Annotated in this window: 14 protein-coding genes and 6 pseudogenes; 16 read left to right on the top strand and 4 right to left on the bottom strand. The window is 58.1% G+C overall.

Going from position 1 to position 18,752, the window contains the following annotated elements; translation table 11 throughout:
* Positions 1-13 precede the first annotated feature (13 nt).
* Together SO139_RS41060 and SO139_RS41055 are read left to right on the top strand one after the other, a co-directional pair.
* On the top strand, positions 14-3,607 hold the full coding sequence (locus SO139_RS41060) for a non-ribosomal peptide synthetase (RefSeq protein WP_498541827.1): 3,594 nt from the start codon (positions 14-16) through the stop codon (positions 3,605-3,607).
* Positions 3,608-3,626: 19 nt separating this feature from the next.
* A complete protein-coding gene (locus SO139_RS41055) occupies positions 3,627-4,055 on the top strand; it encodes a hypothetical protein (protein WP_498541826.1) in 429 nt (142 codons plus the stop codon).
* A gap of 311 nt (positions 4,056-4,366) precedes the next feature.
* Here SO139_RS41055 and SO139_RS41050 read toward each other — a convergent pair.
* Positions 4,367-4,537, bottom strand: a pseudogene (locus SO139_RS41050) (site-specific integrase); the annotation flags it as partial.
* A gap of 1,424 nt (positions 4,538-5,961) precedes the next feature.
* Between SO139_RS41050 and SO139_RS41045 the strand changes: the two are divergent.
* The 3 genes and pseudogenes from SO139_RS41045 to SO139_RS41035 all read left to right on the top strand — a co-directional run.
* Positions 5,962-6,105 (top strand): annotated as a pseudogene (locus tag SO139_RS41045) (IS1380 family transposase); the annotation flags it as partial.
* An 83-nt stretch (positions 6,106-6,188) separates the two neighbouring features.
* Positions 6,189-8,219, top strand: coding sequence for a squalene--hopene cyclase (gene shc, locus SO139_RS41040; RefSeq protein WP_498541825.1), 2,031 nt, complete (start codon positions 6,189-6,191; stop codon positions 8,217-8,219).
* A 131-nt stretch (positions 8,220-8,350) separates the two neighbouring features.
* Entirely contained in the window at positions 8,351-8,569 is a 219-nt protein-coding gene (locus SO139_RS41035) for a hypothetical protein (RefSeq protein ID WP_498541824.1), read from the top strand.
* 85 nt (positions 8,570-8,654) lie between these two features.
* On the opposite strand, the gene SO139_RS41030 is transcribed toward SO139_RS41035, so the two are convergent.
* Positions 8,655-9,215, bottom strand: coding sequence for a DUF7453 family protein (locus SO139_RS41030; RefSeq protein WP_498541823.1), 561 nt, complete (start codon positions 9,213-9,215; stop codon positions 8,655-8,657).
* A 95-nt stretch (positions 9,216-9,310) separates the two neighbouring features.
* Here SO139_RS41030 and SO139_RS41025 point away from each other — a divergent pair, with 95 nt between their 5' ends.
* Entirely contained in the window at positions 9,311-9,595 is a 285-nt protein-coding gene (locus SO139_RS41025; protein WP_458192524.1) for a DUF3892 domain-containing protein, read from the top strand.
* Between the two features lie 19 nt (positions 9,596-9,614).
* Here SO139_RS41025 and SO139_RS41020 read toward each other — a convergent pair.
* A pseudogene (locus SO139_RS41020) lies at positions 9,615-9,941 on the bottom strand (hypothetical protein); the annotation flags it as partial.
* A gap of 34 nt (positions 9,942-9,975) precedes the next feature.
* Here SO139_RS41020 and SO139_RS41015 point away from each other — a divergent pair.
* Positions 9,976-10,307, top strand: a pseudogene (locus tag SO139_RS41015) (molybdopterin cofactor-binding domain-containing protein); the annotation flags it as partial.
* 582 nt (positions 10,308-10,889) lie between these two features.
* Here SO139_RS41015 and SO139_RS41010 read toward each other — a convergent pair.
* Positions 10,890-11,135, bottom strand: a complete 246-nt coding sequence (locus SO139_RS41010; RefSeq protein ID WP_498541822.1) for a hypothetical protein — start codon at positions 11,133-11,135, stop codon at positions 10,890-10,892.
* Between the two features lie 29 nt (positions 11,136-11,164).
* On the opposite strand from SO139_RS41010, the pseudogene pqqA reads away from it, so the two are divergent.
* The 9 genes and pseudogenes from pqqA to SO139_RS40965 form a co-directional block, all read left to right on the top strand.
* A pseudogene (gene pqqA, locus SO139_RS41005) lies at positions 11,165-11,262 on the top strand (pyrroloquinoline quinone precursor peptide PqqA).
* A gap of 92 nt (positions 11,263-11,354) precedes the next feature.
* Positions 11,355-12,146 carry a bacterial ammonia monooxygenase, subunit AmoC gene (amoC, locus tag SO139_RS41000; RefSeq protein ID WP_449384496.1) on the top strand — a complete coding sequence of 264 codons (792 nt, stop codon included), beginning with the start codon at positions 11,355-11,357 and terminating at the stop codon, positions 12,144-12,146.
* Positions 12,147-12,182: 36 nt separating this feature from the next.
* The gene (amoA, locus tag SO139_RS40995) at positions 12,183-13,130 is read left to right on the top strand and encodes a bacterial ammonia monooxygenase, subunit AmoA (protein ID WP_498541821.1); all 948 of its coding nucleotides are present in this window, start codon (positions 12,183-12,185) and stop codon (positions 13,128-13,130) included.
* 26 nt (positions 13,131-13,156) lie between these two features.
* Complete coding sequence (amoB, locus tag SO139_RS40990; RefSeq protein WP_498541820.1) at positions 13,157-14,479, top strand: bacterial ammonia monooxygenase, subunit AmoB; 1,323 nt, start codon at positions 13,157-13,159, stop codon at positions 14,477-14,479.
* A gap of 95 nt (positions 14,480-14,574) precedes the next feature.
* The gene (locus SO139_RS40985; RefSeq protein ID WP_438101693.1) at positions 14,575-15,042 is read left to right on the top strand and encodes a hypothetical protein; all 468 of its coding nucleotides are present in this window, start codon (positions 14,575-14,577) and stop codon (positions 15,040-15,042) included.
* A gap of 43 nt (positions 15,043-15,085) precedes the next feature.
* On the top strand, positions 15,086-15,613 hold the full coding sequence (locus SO139_RS40980) for a copper resistance CopC family protein (protein WP_498541819.1): 528 nt from the start codon (positions 15,086-15,088) through the stop codon (positions 15,611-15,613).
* A gap of 9 nt (positions 15,614-15,622) precedes the next feature.
* The gene (locus SO139_RS40975; RefSeq protein WP_498541818.1) at positions 15,623-17,617 is read left to right on the top strand and encodes a c-type cytochrome; all 1,995 of its coding nucleotides are present in this window, start codon (positions 15,623-15,625) and stop codon (positions 17,615-17,617) included.
* 43 nt (positions 17,618-17,660) lie between these two features.
* Positions 17,661-18,173: a hypothetical protein gene (locus SO139_RS40970; RefSeq protein WP_498541817.1), complete on the top strand. Its 513-nt coding sequence runs from the start codon at positions 17,661-17,663 to the stop codon at positions 18,171-18,173.
* A pseudogene (locus tag SO139_RS40965) lies at positions 18,170-18,373 on the top strand (acetyl-coenzyme A synthetase N-terminal domain-containing protein); the annotation flags it as partial. The gene SO139_RS40970 and the pseudogene SO139_RS40965, both read left to right, overlap by 4 nt.
* Positions 18,374-18,752: the final 379 nt, after the last annotated feature.

Genomic DNA, 18,752 nt, shown 5'->3' with positions numbered 1-18,752 from the left:
TGAACTCAGTCAGCTGTACCGGGCGTTTGTGGCCGGAGACGACGATCCGCTGCCGCCGCTTGCGGTCCACTATCCGGACTATGCCGCCTGGCAACGGCAGTGGCTGTCGGGCGAGCGGCTCTCGAACCAGGCGCAGTATTGGCGCAATGCCCTGTCTGGCGCGCCGGCGCGTCTTGCGTTGCCGACGGACCGGCCGCGGCCGGCCGAGCAGTCGTTTGCCGGGGCCAGTGTGGCGGTCGTGATCGATGCGGATCTGACGCAGGGCTTGCGGCGGCTGAGCCGGCAGCATGGCACGACCTTGTTCATGACGGTGCTAGCGGCGTGGGCTGCGGTGCTGTCGCGTCTGTCGGGGCAGGACGACCTTGTGATCGGAGTGCCGAGCGCCAATCGCGGCCGGCGCGAGATCGAAGAGTTGATTGGCTTCTTCGTCAACACCCTGGCGCTGCGGCTCGACCTGTCGGGGGAGCCGAGCGTGGCGGAGCTGTTGGCGCGGACGCGGCGCACGGCCTTGGGAGCGCAGGAGCATCAGGACCTGCCGTTCGAGCAGGTGGTGGAGATCGTGCAGCCGCCCCGGCGTCTTGATCACACGCCGGTGTTCCAGGTGATGCTGGCCTGGCAGAACAACGCCGCCCCGGCGTTCGACCTTCCTGGGCTGCGTGTGGAGGCGGCGGCGGACGGCTACGATCAGGTCAAGTTCGATCTGGAGCTGAACCTTGGCGAGCATGGCGAGGCGATCGCCGGAACGCTGGGCTATGCCACGGCGCTGTTCGATCAGGCGACCATCGAGCGGCAGCGGGGCTATCTGCTGGCGCTGCTGGGTGCGATGGTGGCCGATGCAGGGCAAGCAGTCGGGCGGATTGATATCCTGCCGGCCGACGAACGGGCGTATCTGCTGGAGGAGCTAAACCGGACGGCGGCGCCTTATCCTGCGGACAACTGCATCCACGAGCTGTTCGAGGCGCAGGTCGCCAAGACGCCGGATGCGGTGGCGGTGGTCTGTGCGGACGAACGCCTGAGCTATGGCGAGCTCAATGCACGGGCCAACCGCCTGGCGCATCATCTGATCGCACTCGGGGTGAGACCGGACCAGCCGGTGGCGATCTGCATTGCGCGCAGCGTCGCGATGGTGGTGGGGCTGCTGGCGATCCTCAAGGCGGGGGGCGCCTATCTGCCGCTGGATCCGGCCTATCCGAGCGCGCGGCTGCGGCAGGTTCTCGACGATGCGGCGCCGCGAGTGCTGCTGGCCGATGCGGCGGGACGATCGGCGCTGGGCGACGATGCGCTACTCGATCTGACGGTGGTGGATCTGGCGGCGACGCCGGAATGGGCAAATCTGCCGGCGTCGGATCCGGACCCGCGTGCGCTCGGCCTGACCTCGCGCCATCTCGCCTATGTGATCTACACCTCGGGATCAACAGGCACCCCCAAGGGGGTCATGGTCGAGCATCGCGGCTTGGTGAATCATACGACCTGGCAGGTCGATCAATTCCAGTTCACCGCCCAGGACATCTTCTTACAGCGTACCTCCTTCGCTTTTGATGCTGCCGTGTGGGAGCTATGGACAGCTTTATCGATTGGAGCACGTTTGATCCTTCTTCCTCTCGACCGGCAATCAGACATTCGAACCATTTTAGATCTATTGCACAACTACCGAGTCACAGTCCTGCAAGTGGTTCCGTCGCTTCTTTCAGCATTGCTTACAGTCGCTGACGTTGAGCAGCAGAAAATCGCTTCTTTGCGCTACCTATTCTGTGGTGGAGAGCTCCTCCGAAAAGAGTTAGTCAACAGATGGTTGCAATTTGGATCGCAGGCACTTGTCAATCTCTATGGGCCTACTGAGACGACAATTGATGCGGTGGCTTGGCTTCGTCGCACTAGGTTTGGCGGGGCAGTTGTCCCAATTGGCCGTCCGATCGCGAACACGCAGGTGTATCTGCTGGACGGTGATGGTGCGCCTGTTCCGTTTGGCGCGGTGGGCGAGCTCTATATCGGCGGGGCGGGGGTTGCGCGCGGCTATCTGAACCGGCCCGAGCTGACGGCGGAGCGGTTTTTGGCCGATCCGTTCAGCACTGAGCCTGGGGCGCGGCTGTACCGCACCGGCGACGTTGCGCGCTATCTGCCGGACGGCAATCTGGAGTTTCTGGGCCGCAATGACGATCAGGTGAAGATCCGCGGCTTCCGCATCGAGCCCGGCGAGATCGCGGCGCGGCTCGCCGAGCACCCGTTGGTGCGCGAGGCGGCGGTGGCGGCGCACCAGGATGGGACGGGCGAGCCGCGACTCGTTGCGTATCCCGTGGCGGCGGCCGAGCATGCGGCCGAAGCTGAGGGGGCCGATCTTGCCGCCACCTTGCGCGCGCACCTAAGTGCGCGGCTGCCCGAGTATATGGTGCCATCGGCGTTTGTGCAGCTGGCGGCGCTGCCGCTGACGCCGAACGGCAAGCTCGACCGCAAGGCGCTGCCGGCGCCGCAAGATGAGGCGTATGCGCGCGCAGTCTACCAGGCGCCGCAAGGCGACATCGAGACCGCGCTGGCAACGATCTGGGCCGAGCTTCTAGGTGTTGAGCGGGTCGGACGCCACGACCACTTCTTTGCGCTCGGCGGCCACTCGCTGTTGGCGGTGCGGCTGATCAGTCGAGCACTAGAAGCTGGGCTGACGTTTAGCGCTGCCGACCTCTTCCAAGCCCCTGTTCTGAGCGAGCTTGCATCGAAGATTCAATTGAAGCGACAGCCCAGCAGTCCGCAAGTGATTTCCGTTCTGGAAACGGGATCACAGCCACCGCTCTTCTTTGTTCCCACAGGGTTGGGCGATTGTTCCTATGTCCTCCCCCTCGTGAAGGAAATGGACGTAGACTGTCCGGTCTATGCTTTGGCATGGCCGCATTTCGACGACATACGTCCCCCAACTCTTGAGGCCATAGCCGCGGAAGTAATCCTGGCAGCTAGAGGGATTCAGCCACATGGACCGTATCGCTTTGCTGGATACTCATCTGGGGCAATCTTGGCTTACGCAATTGCGCAGCACTTACTGAATCTGAATGAAGCTGTGTCGTTCATGGCCTTCATTGATACTGCGTTACCTGCAAATCGACGAAGCCTATCGCTGACCCAAATGGTACGGGAACTGCTACTGGATTCTTTGGAATTCTTGGAAGATGAGAGCTTTCGATTCTTAGCACGATTTGCTGAAAACAGCTCGATCGGCCAACTGATTAAAAAGGCACAGCAAATTGGGGCGGTACCCCTGGATCGTGATCTAGAAAGCCTTCTTCTGACTTACGAAAAGGCCGCGCAGTTTCAAAGGGCACTGGACTTGTATGAACCGCCACCTCTTGGAATCGAGATCAACCAGTTTTATGTCAACGAGCCTGTCCGCAGCCGTCGTGCACGAGGTTCAATAGGTCAGGAAGCAAGTTCGCCCTTACGGGGTTGGGACAGGGTTTTGCGTCCAGATGCCATTCACGCCGTGGCCGTTCCGGGTGACCACATGACGATGATGAACATCCCAGAAAACCGCCGAGTTCTGGCTCGATGCCTTTCGATGGCCTTGACCAATTCACCAGACCGTCGGTCCAAGTTGACCATTCATAGCCGACAGGCGGGCTCGTAAGGGCCTCGGGAAGCCGGTGATGGACAAGCAATGGGAATACCAGGTGCGGATCAATCTCGAGGAGGAGCTCGCCGGGTTGGCGCGCGCCGATCCCGACAATGCAGCGATCAAGCCGCTAGCGGACATCCTCGCTAAACATCGTGCGTCGATGAAGTGCCAGTTCGATGCGTTCGCCGAGTATGTGGCCGAAGCCGAGAAACGAGGTACCGAAAACTATCCGCTTTACGCTTGGACGAAAGCGACGATCGAGAATGCAGAAAAGCAGGCGAAATACCTCAAGGCGTTCACGCTCTATGTCGAAGGCAATGAAGTCTATGCCAAGCCGCTCGCTGATGCTCTGGAAGCGGACTTGCAACCCCTTGTCGGCGGCAAGTTGATTGCGCGACTGTCCAAGCACGATACTAATCCGGCCAACAACCCGCAGCCTCCGGGTCAGTATCGCAAGTAGGAGACACCGCGGCCGCCCAGCCGGCGGCGAAGTGTGTTTATGCTTGCGGCAAGAGTAGCAGTTCAGCAGCCGCTTGCCGGGCACCAGTGACACGGTCGCTATTTGAAGCCGATCCTCTCCCGAAGCTGCAAGCCCCACATGCGCGGCGTGCTGTCCGTTGAGCTGCGCATCAGAATCACCGTCTCTGCTCTCGCAGAGAAGCCCTCGCAAATGGCGGTCGCCAGTCGGGATATCTGGCCATCATAGTCGGCGTCTCCGGATTGATTAGCGGCGCGTCGTCAAGCCGATCCTCACACCCAAGGCGTTTACCGTCGCCATTGCTGCGCCATCCACTCAGCGGTCACACGCTTCCGCATCGGCTTGAGGACAAGGACGAGACGCCCGGTGCCGCGGCCTTCGCCATCTGCAAGGTTTTCTTGTCTCCGGCTGAGTTCGACGCGCTTCATCGCATGTCGGATCGCGGTGTCGGTCAAGCTTGCCATGGCGTTTCCACTGTTCCGCAGCTGGGATCGGTCGGGGAGAAACGGGGATCGTTTGCTGGGAGCGGAAGGCCGTTCTCTATCCCTCTAACCGCTGCCATAGCCGCCCACAGTACGCAATGCGATAGAAGCGCTATTGTTATAGGTGTTTCACGAGGATCGGGCGTGATCAAGCGTGATCGAATAGGTGGCTAGTGGGGTGGTCGCACGCGACCCGCATTGAACCAAAAGATCAAACAATCCACGTGATCAACGCAATGCGATCCTATCCGGGTATCATCCTGTTCATGGGTTCAGCATCGGGGAGCGAGGCATCAATGATTAGGTTAGATATGGCGGTGTTCTCAACGCGCGGCAGTTGCTCCTTTGAGTGGAAGCCCCTCAATCTGTTGGCCTACCAGTCGTCATAGGTTGCGGGCGGCGAGAACGAAGCACTAATTGTTAGCGCGGAGATAGCGCATGTTCGACATATACAAATATACAAATACCCGCGCACGCCCAGGCCGGGTAAGTGGGCCTTGGCGTCGAAACACGCGAGGTTGGAAGATGCGGGAGCGGTGGCGCGCAAGCTTTGCCCACTGGGCGCTGATGTGTGGAAAGAGCCCAGCATCGAACTGCGACGCGCCTTCTTCGGTTCCCTGCAAGGGCGCGATTGGTCCGCAATGATCGCGCGGGAGAGACTGGAGTAGAGCGTGAAGACTTGCCAGTTGCTCATCCTTGACGTCGTTCGCCGGGGCGAAGTGTCCCGCCTGGCCCCGTCCAAAAGGATGAGACGATCACTTGCTCACTTTTGGCTTCAGCTGCGGTGGCGACGCGGAGTGCCGCTTGATCGCCTGCGCGAACTTGACATGATCGCAGTATCAAACGGTGCTCCCGCGCAAACACGAAGGTGCAACCGACCCAAGATGACAGAAGCCGACCTCATCGCGATGGAAGCGACTGTGTTACTTCATCGGGTTGCCGACTTGGAACTCGCGTTGCGCTTTTACGGGGACGCGAGGCGCTATGATGGGCCCCATTGCCCCATCAACGGCGAGCCCGACAGATACCAGCCAAAGGATGAGCCTCACCTTTGGGACGTGGCGCGTGATGGCGGCCAGATCGCAAGCGATGCGCTGGACGACGAAGCAGTGGCAAGCGCGGCGGCCGCTGGTATGTCGGCATACCACGCTGGAAAGCACGGTCGTCAGGCGCAGGCATGCGCTTTGACGCTTCGCTGTGGGAACGCGAACACGGCAAGAAGCCAAGCGGGCGGCGCAGTTGTGGCGCGAGATGGTCTCGGTTGTCTGAACAGCAATCCCGCGTCGATAAGTGGAGCTTCTGCCAAAGTTAGCCCGCACTTCTCACAGTGTTGAGGCGCGTCGGGGCGCGAATCAGCGAAAGTTCTTTTGCGAGAAGGACTTTGCGATGATTCAAGGAATGTCCCGATGCGAACAGAGTGTAGCGCAGAACGGTTTGATTTTGGAGTGGTGGAAGGCCGGGCTGTGGAAGCGGTCTTTGATGCTGGCCTGGTGACGTCGGATGCTGGAGTGCTGCTTCTGGGCGCCGCCGATCGGGCGATCGATCAAGTCCGGGCGGCGATGATCGCGGAAGCAATCGGCCTCGCTTCATGCTCTAGGTGTACAGCTCTCATAATCACATCTCAGAAAAAACAATGAATCTCAGCCACTTAGAAAATCCGTCGATCGTTCGACCTCACTCCAATCGGCTGTCTAAGGCGATCCAGGCGGCGGTTGGCTGGCTCTGGCAAGCTCAAGATTCGTCCGGATTCTGGGTTGGTATGGTCGGGTCAAACTCGACCATCGAGGCTGAGTGGTTGCTGGCTAGCTATATTCTTGGCTTCGAGCTGCCTTCTGAGAAGGAAATCATCGGGGCTCTGCTGCAACGACAGCGGCCCGATGGCTCCTGGGAAACATACCCTGGCGCACCGGATGGCGATATCAACTCGACGGTGGAGGTCTACGCAGCGCTGCGGGCCAAGGGATTTGATCCCAATTGCGACGAACTGGTTCGGGCTCGTGCATGGATCCTGGAGCACGACGCGATTAGAAACCTCCGCGTGTTCACGCGGTATTGGCTTGCTATGGTGGGCGCTTGGCCTTGGGAGCATACGCCCAATCTGCCCTCAGAGATTATTCGGCTGCCGCTTTGGTTTCCATTCAACATTCACAATTTCGCTCAGTGGGCTCGTGCGACCATGGTGCCCCTCACCGTTGTAGCGGCCCGCACCCCTGTTTGGCCGCTCCCTGGCGGCAGCAAACTCGAAGAGCTCTTTCCAAGTACCTACGAGGATTTCGACTTTTCGATTCCGGCGAAGCGCGCGCGCACCTTCTCGCTAGAATGGCTCTTTTTGAAGATTGATCGCGGCCTTCACACGGCGCAGAGACTGAAGCTGATCCCCTTCCGTGAGAATTCGATCAAGCTCTGCCTCGAATGGATGATCCGGCATCAAGATGCGGACGGTGCGTGGGGAGGTATCCAACCCCCCTGGATATATGGATTGATCGCACTGATTAACGAGGGGTACAGCAAAGACCACCCGGTGGTTTCCAAGGCGATCGGCGCGCTGGGCGCACACTGGAGCTATGAGCGAAATGGCGCCACTCATATTCAGGCGAGCGAATCTCCGGTTTGGGATACTTTGTTAGCAATCCTTGCGCTCCACGAGGCTGGTGTATCTTCAGACAAGACCGAAGTTCGCAAGGCGTTGGAATGGGCTCTCAATCAGCAGGTTCTCGTCCCTGGAGACTGGGCTGTTAAGATCAAGAATGTGCGCCCTGGCGGGTGGGCCTTCGAACGCGCTAACAACTATTATCCCGACGTTGATGATACTGCCGTTGCTCTCCTTGTTCTCGGAAAGCTAAGATCAACGATCGGCGAATTGCGGCCGAGGGTTGAACGTGCGATTGAATTGGGTGTCGAATGGACATTGGCCATGCAGTGCCGCAACGGCGGTTGGGCTGCCTTCGACAAAGACAACGACAAGGAAATTATCTCAAAGATACCATTTTGTAATTTCGGCGAAGCAATTGACCCACCAAGCGTCGACGTCACAGGCCACGTTATCGAAGCCTTTGCGGCGCTCGGATATGATAAGAACCATCCAGCTATTCGTCGCGCTCTAGACTACATCCGAAGCGAACAAGAAGAAGAAGGAAGCTGGTTCGGTCGTTGGGGCGTTAATCATATCTACGGCACCGCTGCCGTTCTGCCGGCGTTAAAGGCGATAGGCGAGGACATGACGCAACCCTATGTACAGCGCGCCATTGCTTGGATCCAATCGAGGCAAAATGACGACGGAGGATGGGGTGAAACTTGCGCATCCTATATGGATCCTGAGCTTCGAGGACGGGGACCAAGCACGCCGTCGCAAACAGCGTGGGGCCTCATGTGCCTGCTGTCTGTGAATCCCAATTCCGAAATCAACGCGGCGATTCGGAAAGGTGTCGAACATCTCTGCTCATCCCAGAAGAGCGATGGAACTTGGGACGAGGATTACTATACGGCAACGGGCTTTCCGGGCTATGGGATCGGCGCTCGCACCAACTCAACTGCCGAGGAACTTGCCAAGCGCTTGCAGCAGGGTACGGAGCTATCACGCGGCTTCATGTTGAGCTTCAACATGTACCGGCACTACTTCCCGCTGCTCGCATTGGCACGAATTGCGACGCATCCTTCTGCGTGAGCTTGGATCGGCTTCCGTATCTCGCCAACTCCCGAAGTGGCTCCGAGCGTCTCGATATTCCCAGCTCGTATGGGCACCGAGAAGTTACACAGGAACAAGGCCTCCGCGTTGGCCGCGGCGCCCGCGCCGACATGAGCGCCGAAGGCAATGTTGTTGTCGTCGTGGAGCGCGACTCGTTCCGAAAACCGGACGAGCATAGTGCCGGGCGAGATAGTCTCACCGACAGCCAGAAGCCGCGCGAGGTCGCGCGCGTCTGTGACGAAGATGCCGCCAAGCACCTCGCCGCGGTCGATCACTGCCGGCAGCACAATGACGCCTTTGTTGTTGATGACCGGAACTCCGAATTTTGAGAACGTCCCCCGCAGTCGCGTTGGATCACCAGGGATCACGGGCGCCGGGTCGCCTTCAGCGATGAGTTTGCGCAGCTTGCCGGCGCTATGAACGTAAAGGTACTTGCAGCATCTCCCGGCCGCGGCGGACGGTTGCAACGAATGCGACTTCGTCGCGGTCATTGAGGGTCGGCGTGTCGAACTCCGCGAACGTGCCGGTCGGCATCCCCGGCGCATCGTTTCCGCTCAAGGCAATAACCTTGAGCGCGCCGTCGCCTGCGAGGAAGACACCCTCCGACGCACGAGCGCCGCTCACTGCGGCCCCAAAGGCGACCTTGTCGGCGCTGTTGAGCGACGGAGTGGGATGCTTCGCGAACTCCGACAGTAGACCGCCCCCAGGTACTGGATCCCCGACCGCCGCGGACTTGACGATGCGAGAGCCCACTTCAAGAAATATCCCTTCCGTCTGTTTGCTGTGAACGACGCTTGCATAGAACGCCACATGGCCCCGAGCATTCACGGGGGCCACGATCGGCTGCGTCGCGACATCAAATCGGTTGAAGTCGCCGCCAGTTGGGGCGGGCTGGCCGGTCGCAATGACGAGGCGCAGGGTGGAGGGGAGCGGCGCAGATGTCGGAGCGGTGGAAATCGGGGTGGGCGCGTGCACCGCACCTACCAGGATTGGTGGCAGCCGAATCCAACCATTGGTCTATGCTGGTCCCTCAGGACTTGCAGATTTAGGAGAGATTAGGAGAGACGAGAATGGCTAAACGCGCACGCATTCGCTACGTCAACAAGACGGACAGAAAGAACCCTCACGAAAGAATCACACATGTTGGGGGAGCTAACCCCGACGGGACGCCGTGGAAGCGATCCATCGATCAGGCTATCAAAGATATCGAGAGTGACGAATGGGAGTTCTATGTCGAAGAAAACGGCCGCAGGGTTGATGTGGTGTGGGCCACGCACGATGGGCAAAAGTACATCAAGACGGCGGCGGACGACATTCAACCCGACAATCTTCTTCTGCTCGCTAACTGTCCGTGATCTTCAGTAACAGAGGCATCTACAGCGAGCTATGTTGAATTTGGGTGACGAGCCCGATCAGGCGGCGTGGTTCGGGCATAGAGGTGGCCTCGATGCCGTCAGTGAATCTGACACCTGCGATGACCCTCGGCGGGTGATTGCGCCGCTGAGCCGACGTCAAGTCCTCGATGCGGCACCGATCAATTTGAAGACCATCAGTCTGGCGGTGTTCGGTGAGAGCGCTCCCTTGCTATGCACCGTTCGGTGGCGCGCACCGTGGCGAACACGCTTTCGATCGGGTTCGAGGTGCGCAAATGACCCCAATACTCGCCGGGAAGTCTAAGAACGACAGCAGCGCGTCACGATCCTACCGGCGGCACGCTGAGCGAGATCATCGCTGGCCGATGATCGACGACGGCCAGGTCCATGCCGGCCTTGCCCAGGGCATCGGGCAGGCCCTGCTCGAGCATGCGGTCTATGACTCGAACGGCCAGCCGGTGACGGCCTCCTTCATGGATTACGCCATGCCGCGCGCCGATGACCTGCCGTCGTTCAAGCTCAGCCACACCACGAGTGCCCGGTCATTCCGCTCGGCATCAAGGGCTGCGGCGAGGCGGTCGCGATCGGCGCCTCGGCGGCCGTGATCAACGCGATCACGGATGCGATCGGCAAGAGCAACCTGGAAATGCCCGCGACCCCGGACCGGGTGTGGCGCACGATCCACTCGGCTTAAAGAGGGAGCAACGGAGATGTACCAGACCACTTATCATCGCGCCTCCTCGGTCGACGAAGCGCGAGCCTGTTCGCCAAGGGCAAAGATTCGAAGCATCTCGCCGGCGGCCACAGGCTGCTGCCGGTCATGGCGAGGCTGATTGAGGTATGTGCACGCGTCGAGCCTCAAGTTAATGATCCTCTGCGGATTCAGACGAAAGAAGCGCGAGGCGAAACCGCTTTCTCGAAACTTGCCTCAATCAGTCTCGCTACAGCCATCAAGGCTTGATTCGTACGTGGCGTGAGGTTGTAACGTGAGACCGAACGCGCGGCCAATTTCCAAATTGAAGCCGGAGCAGGACGGCTCGTTTGAGATGAAAGCGGACCGTCTTGCGTCTATACGGGCCAGGTTCAAACCCGACGTGCCGCACCGCTCTTTCAAAAGGAGGGTGCGGGTAATGAGCGAACAGAGAGAAGGGGGAGGACTGTCGTTTTTTGGCTTTGTTGCGGTCGTCGACCTGAGCGAACGGCTTAGCTCCGGGTCAGCTATGAAGATTTACCTCATCTAGGGAGAGTGATGTGGAGTCCAACTATAACGAATCGTTCAATAAGGACGCTTGGATGCATCAATACGCTGCTTTGCAAGAGCAGCAGCGGGCGAGGCAAGAGTCGGATCATATTCCTGCGGATCGTCGGATTGTCGCGCCAATCTCATCAGGGTGATGGCACAGCGCGCGGTGGCAGGGATGGCGTGATCATGGGTTTCTTTTTCGCCGAGCACTTGCAGCGCACTCGGTGAGTTCTCCCCCACTGCGAGGACCTCGTGTCCTCGCGACTTTTTGCGCCGCATTCATCTAGCCAGGAGCAAATCGATATGAGCTGAAAGCCCCAAAAATCGTCGAATACCGGTCGGTCTCGAAATCAACATGTATGCGTGCGCCGTTCGCAAGGAGGTAACCAGAAAGCTGGGAGCTTGAAGACAGATCCTATCCTTGCGGTCAACGATCGGAGTGAGCACTACCCTCGCAAAACAATACTACACCTTAGGCATTCTCAAGGAGGAGACAAGATGTCGATCACGATGACTGATAACGCCAAGTCTGCCGCTGAGGACCGTACTCAGCCGTTGGCGAATTTCAAACTTGCAGCAGGAGTCACTCTGGCGGTGCTAGCGCTGATGGTGTTCTGGCGCATCTTTCAGCAGGTCTATGCTTGGAGTGCCGGCCTGGATTCGACTGAGCCCGCGTTCGATGCCGCTTGGATGACGTTGCTGAAGGTTGAGCTTAGCGTCATCCCTTTGCTCTGGGTGGTGACCTGGGCGTATCTATGGTTCACGCGAGACCGCAATCTTGGCGCGCTCAAACCGCGGGAAGAGCTCCGGCGTTACTTCAATCTGGTCCTGTTCATCTTCGTCTATGCCTTTTGCGTCTGGTTCGCTACGAGCTTCTTTGCCGAGCAGGACGCCTCATGGCATCAGGTTGTGGTCCGGGATACAAGCTTCACGCCGAGTCACATCGTGCTGTTCTACGGCACCATGCCACTCTACGTGCTGTTTGGCGTGGGATCATTTCTGTACGCGATGACGAGGCTGCCGAAGTTCGCAACGCAGATCTCAATTCCATTCGTGCTCGCGGTTGTAGGTCCGTTTCTAATATTGCCGAACTTGGGCTACAACGAGTGGGGCCATGCCTTCTTCCTGATGGAAGAGGTGTTCTCCTATCCCTTGCACTGGGGTTTTGTCGTGATGGGCTGGAGTGTGCTGGCCTTGGGTGGGCTCCTGATCCAGATCGCGATGCACATGCTTGAAGTGATCGGGCGGCTTTCCCGAGAGGACGAAGTTTCGGTCGCCACCCAGCGCTGAAACCGCTTATGAACCATTAATCGCTGACAGCCCGGCATGTGCAAAGCATGCCGTCTTGTAAACATGTCGGGCGTCGGTTTCCAGGAAGGTCGATCTCAACTCGGTAAAAGAATTAAGGAGGAAGCCATGCAAGGAGGAACGTCTGTGAAACTGTATGGGCTCGAATGGCCTAAAGAGTCAGCAAGAATCTCAAGAGTGTTTGACCTTCTCGTCGCCGCCATCCTTTTTCTGGCCGTCTCCGGCGCATTCCACCTTCATTACATGCTGACCGCAGGGGACTGGGATATGTGGATCGATTGGAAAGACAGACAGTGGTGGGTCACCCTGACTCCAATTATGGCCATAACATTCCCTGCAGCTTTGCAGTATGTGTTTTGGACTAAATTTAGACTTCCAATCGCCGCTACATTTGCGGTCGTTTGTCTCCTGTTCGGTCAGTGGATAAATCGATATTTCGGTTTCCACCTGTGGTCGTACTTTCCGATGAGCGAGGTCATTCCAGCGCTGCTGATACCTGGCGCACTAGTCCTCGATGTCGCTCTTTTGCTGACCGGGAATTTTTTGTTCACGGCGATGTCCGGCGCCTTTGCATTCGCACTGCTTTTCTACCCGGCTAACTGGTTTTGGCTGGCGCCATATCGGCTACCCGTAGAAGTGATGGGGCAGCTTGTTTCCGTGGGTGATTACATCAGCTATGCCTTCACCCGCACCGCCCTGCCTGAGTATATCCGGCTGATAGAGCGGGGCACGCTTCGAACTTTTGGTGGCCACTCAGCCATTATCGCCTCCTTTTTCTCGGCGTTCGTATCCATACTGATGTATTTGGCGTGGTGGCATATCGGAATGCTCCTCGCTCGTGTGGTAACGACGCCAAACACCCTGAAAAATTTCATGGGGCTCACCGATAAGGATCAGCCAGCTGAGACAGCCCAAAAAGCCATAGACGGCACCAGCCTGCAAGGGCGCTTCGTCGCAGCCGAATGATCCTGCTGGGACTGGGAGGACTCCAAATGAGAACATTCTGTTTCCGCAAAAGCTCATGCGTGCGTGTAATCTTATCGGCAGCGGCGGCGATCATGCAGATCGGAATACTGACCTTCGTCCCAGATGCTGCTCTGGCGCATGGTGAGCGCAATCAGGAGCCGTTTCTGCGGATGCGGACGGCTCATTTTTACGATGTGACGTGGAGCACGAACGAAATTCGCGTGAACGGTGAAATCGTTGTCACCGGCAAATTCCGACTCTTCCCGATCTGGCCAGTCAACCTACCCCTTCCCGACGCGGCCTTTCTGGGAAACGGGACGCCGGGCCCGGTGCTAGCCCGAACCGAGAGCTACATTAATGGCGTCCCAGCAATTCAGTCCACCAAACTGGAGTTGAACCGGGACTATGAATTCAAAACAGTGCTCAAAGGACGAGTGCCAGGCCACCATCACGTCCATCCGATGATCAACGTGATGGGAGCCGGGCCGCTGCTCGGACCGGGAAACTGGCTGACGGTGACGGGGAACGAAAGCGACTTCAAGCTTCCAATCAAAACTCTCAGTGGCGAGACTATCGACAATCTCGAAACCTGGGGCCTTGGCAGGGTGTTCTTCTGGCATGGCTTGTGGGTTGCGATCGCCATCGTGTGGCTTGTCTGGTGGTTGCGCCGGCCGCTCCTTCTGCCGCGTTTTCGCGCGTTGACGGAAAAAGGCGGCGATCGATCTCAGCTCGTTACCAGCACAGATCGCCTATTTGGGGCCGGTTTGCTCGTGGCGACGATTCTCATCGTATTCTTCGGCTTTCAGGCGACCGACACCGCTTATCCAAGGACCGTGCCGCTGCAGGGGTCCCGCGCAACAGTCGAGCCCCTACCGGAAGTGCCTGAGCAGGTCAAAGTTGTGGTCAAAAAGTCAAACTATGACGTCCCTGGCCGCTCGCTTCGTATGAACGTGACACTGACGAACAATGGGAGCACCTCAGCACAGCTTGGCGAGTTCTTAACTTCCAATCAGCGCTTCATCAACCATGAGGTTAGCCAGGCAATGGCGACGGTGGATCCGAATTACCCCAAGGAATTGCTTCCTCCGAATGGGCTTAAGGTGAGCGACAGCCGACCGCTCAAGCCGGGTGAAACGAAGACAGTCGATATCGAAGCGACCGACGCGGCATGGGAGACGGAGCGCTTGAGTAGCCTGATCAACGATCCGGACAACACGTTGGGAGGACTGTTGTTCTTCTATGACGAGCACGGCAAACGGACAATCTCAAACGTCAGCGGCCCCATGGTCCCTGTATTCACCTATCCCGACAACCGCACGGCTGAGAATCCGAAAGGAGGTGCGGGTTGAACATCGTAAAAGCCGCAGTGCTTGGAATTCCATCTTTGCTCCTCATCCTAGACTGCGGTGCGGCGCGGCCAGCGATTGCACACGGGGGAGTCTCGATGGAGAAAGACGTGTGCAAGCTTCGCGCTGGGCCCTATATGATGCATTTTACCGGATACCAGCCGGCCAAGCAGGGGAATCAGGAATTTTGCGAGGACATTCCGGAAATCGGCCGCACGGTCATCGTCTTGGATGCCGTCGGCGATGTGCTACGTGATCTGCCCATCGAGGTGCGGTTGTTGCGAGACGCCGGCAACGACGTAGACAGCGAGGCCGTCCTTCGAATCCCGCCAAAACAATATCCGACAGGCTCACTATCGTTTCAGTACACGTTCCCCGAATCCGGGCGCTTTGTGGGCCTCGTGACAGTCGGCGACGGACCGAAATACGTATCGAGATTTCCGTTTTCGGTTGGTTACGGCAACGGGATTTGGGTCCGATATAGGGACAGTTTCGCAATCGTTCTAGGAACGCTGGCAGCCGGGGCCGCCCTGTTTTGGTACTCCACGTTGCGCAAGGAAAGCTAGGCTAGCACTTTGTCGGCCGCTGTCCGCCAATAAGGTTACACTCATGTCTCACAAAAAACACGGAAACAAGAGCGGTTACATCCGAGTAGCGACGGGGCCGTCACTCGATCATGCTGGCACGCCAAACTTGACCGCCGGCACCGGCAGGGCGCGAACTAGGCTGATTCAAGGGACCGTAAAAGAACTCTCGTCCGCAAGCAGGCGTCCGGTATCAGCGCTTGGCATCACGTTGCTGTGCGTTGGCCTCGTGTGCCTGCCGACGGCTGCCTCTGCACATGCCGCTCTCGTGAAGTCCGATCCCGCGAGCCGGGCAGTGTTAGCTCATTCGCCGCAGCAGATCGAACTGTGCTTCAACGAACGCATAGAGCTCAAGTTTTCGAAAGTGGAGCTCAAGAACGCCAACGGTCAGTCGCTAACGCTCGGCGATTTGAAAGCAGGCAATGATCCGAAGTGCATGGTAACGGCAGTATCTGACATGAGGCCGGGCAGCTATTCAGTTCATTACCGCGTGCTCTCGCAAGACGGACATGTGGTGGACTACGGCTATCAGTTCACCGTCGAGGAACGTTAGGCATGCGGAATGACGGTATTGTTTCCAGCTCTGTGCAAGGCCATCGCTGACATTGCGCTTGCATGGGTCATAGGCGGAGTACTCTTTCTATTGCTGGCAGCGCCGTCTTCCGATCCGTTCCTTGCCGCTTGGCAAAGACGAGTGCAGGTGAGCTTTCTCTGGGCGGCCGGCATTCACCTCTTTGCTACCGCTGGGTTATTTATCGCTCAAGTCGCGATTGCGACAGATATGGCACTACCGGAGATAGTAGCGGCTGGCCAGACGCTGGAAAGATTCGGATTTGACACACATTACGGTCGGATCACGCTTGCAAGATTAGCGCTCTCTCTTCTTTTGCTGCTGCCGACAGCGATCCTAATTCGCGGCTGGTCGAGGGAGCAGCAACGTTTAGCTTCAATCGTGACAGCCGGGACAGCAGCACTGATCGCGCTGATTGGTCCACTTGCTGGACACGCCGCCGGGGAAGACAACAGCAGCCGTTGGCTCGTTCCGACCTATCAACTTCACGTGCTCGCGGTTTCTGCTTGGCTTGGGGCCTTACCGGCTTGGATCTGGCTGGTGGCTTCGGTCGCCGTCACCTCTACGGAGACTCGGCGCGTCTATGTCGCAGCGACGCTACGACGTTTCTCCCAACTAGCAATCGGTTTCGTGGTCGTCGTCGTCGCATCAGGTTTGGTGCTCGCGTTTAGCTCCGCTAGTTCGGCTGGCGAGTGGCTTGGCACGACCTATGGTCAACTAATTATAACGAAGCTTGCTCTGCTTGCATGCATCCTGTTGGTGGCCAATCGTATTCGCACGCGCTTCCTACCCGTCATGGAAACCGTAGGAGCAAAACCCGCGGCTTTTCTTGCAGGAGCTGGATGGGCAGCAACTGAATTCTTTTGCGGTGTTCTGATCGTCGGCTGCGCAGCCGCGCTCTCTTCAGTCATACCAGCACGACATGATCAGCCCATCTGGTGGCTGCCGTTTCGCTTTTCGATCGAAGCCACGTGGCCGGCGTGGCCGACGCCCGTTATCGCGGCGGGCGCCTTCTCACTAGCACTATTGTCACTCTTCTGGGGCCTACTCGTTTGTTTGAGAAAGCCGCAAAAGGTAAAAGCAGTTGCAGCAGGCGCCGCCGCCGTTATTTCGGTCGCAGGCGGTCTGTGGCAGATATCCGTGCAAGCCTATCCCGATACTTACCGCCGCCCGTCGGTTGCCTATTCGACGATATCAATAACCAATGGAAAGCGTCTATTTGCCCAGAATTGTGCGGCTTGCCACGGCAGCGGAGGGCTTGGCGATGGTCCGGCGGCATCGACCCTTCCCAAGCCGTCCGCGAATTTGAGCGAACCGCATACTGCGCTGCACACGGCCGGCGACATGTTTTGGTGGCTTAGCCATGGAATTCCAAAAAGCGGCATGCCCGGATTTGCTGATGTATTGGATGAACAGGCCCGCTGGGATGTGATCAACTTCCTGCGGACGTTTTCAGAGGGATTTCAGGCGCGCCTCCTGTCGCCTGAAATCGTACCCGATCATCCGTGGCTGGGGGCTCCAAACTTTTTCTTAGAGGACGAGAATGGGGCGGAGAGGGAGCTGAAGGACTTCCGTGAGCAAAGCAATGTGTTGCTCGTGTTTCCCGAAAAGTCCGACGCAATGCGCATTAAACAGCTACGCCTTGAGCAGAAAAGATTCCGGAAAGAACGATTGTGGGCGATTATCGTGTCGCCGAACGCAAAGCTGGCGGCGGGCGTCCCGAATGTCCGGCATGGAGCACAAGAGGTTAGAGAGAGTTACGATCTACTCTCCCGGAGCACTACAAATCGTGGAGATCCCAAGCGTTTGGAAATGGGAAGACATTCCATGGAATTCCTAATCGACAGGTTCGGATACATCCGTGCGCGCTGGTTGCAAGAGGAGGACGAAAGTGGTTGGCAAAATTCCGACGAGCTGATCTCGCAGGTCCGAGTTCTCAATAGAGAGTCCAAAATTCTCCCGCCACCCGCTCAACATGTGCACTGAATTAGTGGAAATCTTTCAGGGCTCGCAAACAAAGGAGGAAAGCATGCAAAGATCATCCCGTCCCAACCGGCTTGGCGATCGATTCAAACAGTTCATTTGGTGCATGATTCTTGTGGCTGGCGCTCTGGTCGCGGCTCCAGCCCACGCACAACACCATGAGCCGGGCATGCACCATATGCACGGGTCTGACGGCGCGCCTGTTGCGAGATCGGGAAATACCGGCGAGTTGCCCGCATTGAAGATCCTCCTGCCGCAATCGGGTAATACCATCGGCGAGCGTGTTGCTTTCGTTTTCCAAGCCGACGATAACATCGCAGAAATGACCGTGAGCTCTGCCAATCCGAGCGTTCATCTGCATGTTGCGATGGACGAAACCGAGCTCATGCCAATGGCAGACCAACTGATCCAGCTTGGTGATGGCCGCTATCTCTATGTTTTCGATCTCCCTGCCAGGCCTGGTCGGCACACAATAAGACTCTATTGGGCGGATCCGCAGCATCACACAATCTCCGAGACGGTACAGACCCTCAACGTGGTTGTGAAGGAATCAAAATGAGCAAGCCGTCAATCATTGGGGGCTTAGGTGTGAGCTATTATCAGGAAAGTCTTGCGCGTGCGCTAGCTGATCCGGAAGGATTTTGGGCGGAAGCTGCGAAAGAGGTTGATTGGATCGAGTGGCCGAGAAAGATCTTCGATCCATCAATGGGCATCTACGGCCGTTGGTGCGCCGGAGGAGCGGTCAACACTTGCTACAACACGAGGACAAAATAGGGCAGCCTGGTGGCAGTTGCAGCCGATGCGCCACGCTTCGCCACGAGGTCGCCCGCGCCCACCAAAGATAATCCCGCCTGACGGCAAGTGCCCGCCAGGAATGCAGTCCCGTTCCACGCCAGCATGCCGCCGTGCTCGGGCGGTCAAGGCTAAGCCTTGCGGTGGCCGCAAACGCGGCCAGCCTTGACCGCCCCTGCGCGCGGCGGGTGCGAGATCGGTGGCCGGGACGGAAGAATGGGCCCGCGGCGCAGCCGAACAAAAGAATGGACGTACGCGTAAGCGCTTACAGAAGGCCAGCAGCGCGTATCGATCCTTACTGAGGCAGTCGGCCGCCTTCTCGTATTTGGGCGTGTAGCTCTCGATG

This window comes from Bradyrhizobium sp. UFLA05-89, from assembly GCF_059803475.1.
The sequence above is the reverse complement of the archived record's forward strand: the minus strand, read 5'-3'. Positions and strand labels throughout refer to the sequence as shown.

Excerpts from the sequence above, each read along its gene's own strand:
- SO139_RS41055 (WP_498541826.1), top strand. The coding sequence starts at position 3,627 with ATGGACAAGCAATGGGAATACCAGGTGCGGATCAATCTCGAGGAGGAG.
- shc (WP_498541825.1), top strand. The coding sequence starts at position 6,189 with ATGAATCTCAGCCACTTAGAAAATCCGTCGATCGTTCGACCTCACTCC.
- SO139_RS41035 (WP_498541824.1), top strand. The coding sequence starts at position 8,351 with ATGAGCGCCGAAGGCAATGTTGTTGTCGTCGTGGAGCGCGACTCGTTC.
- SO139_RS41025 (WP_458192524.1), top strand. The coding sequence starts at position 9,311 with ATGGCTAAACGCGCACGCATTCGCTACGTCAACAAGACGGACAGAAAG.
- SO139_RS41010 (WP_498541822.1), bottom strand. The coding sequence starts at position 11,135 with ATGCGGCGCAAAAAGTCGCGAGGACACGAGGTCCTCGCAGTGGGGGAG.
- amoC (WP_449384496.1), top strand. The coding sequence starts at position 11,355 with ATGTCGATCACGATGACTGATAACGCCAAGTCTGCCGCTGAGGACCGT.
- amoA (WP_498541821.1), top strand. The coding sequence starts at position 12,183 with ATGTGCAAAGCATGCCGTCTTGTAAACATGTCGGGCGTCGGTTTCCAG.
- amoB (WP_498541820.1), top strand. The coding sequence starts at position 13,157 with ATGAGAACATTCTGTTTCCGCAAAAGCTCATGCGTGCGTGTAATCTTA.
- SO139_RS40985 (WP_438101693.1), top strand. The coding sequence starts at position 14,575 with ATGGAGAAAGACGTGTGCAAGCTTCGCGCTGGGCCCTATATGATGCAT.
- SO139_RS40980 (WP_498541819.1), top strand. The coding sequence starts at position 15,086 with ATGTCTCACAAAAAACACGGAAACAAGAGCGGTTACATCCGAGTAGCG.
- SO139_RS40975 (WP_498541818.1), top strand. The coding sequence starts at position 15,623 with ATGACGGTATTGTTTCCAGCTCTGTGCAAGGCCATCGCTGACATTGCG.
- SO139_RS40970 (WP_498541817.1), top strand. The coding sequence starts at position 17,661 with ATGCAAAGATCATCCCGTCCCAACCGGCTTGGCGATCGATTCAAACAG.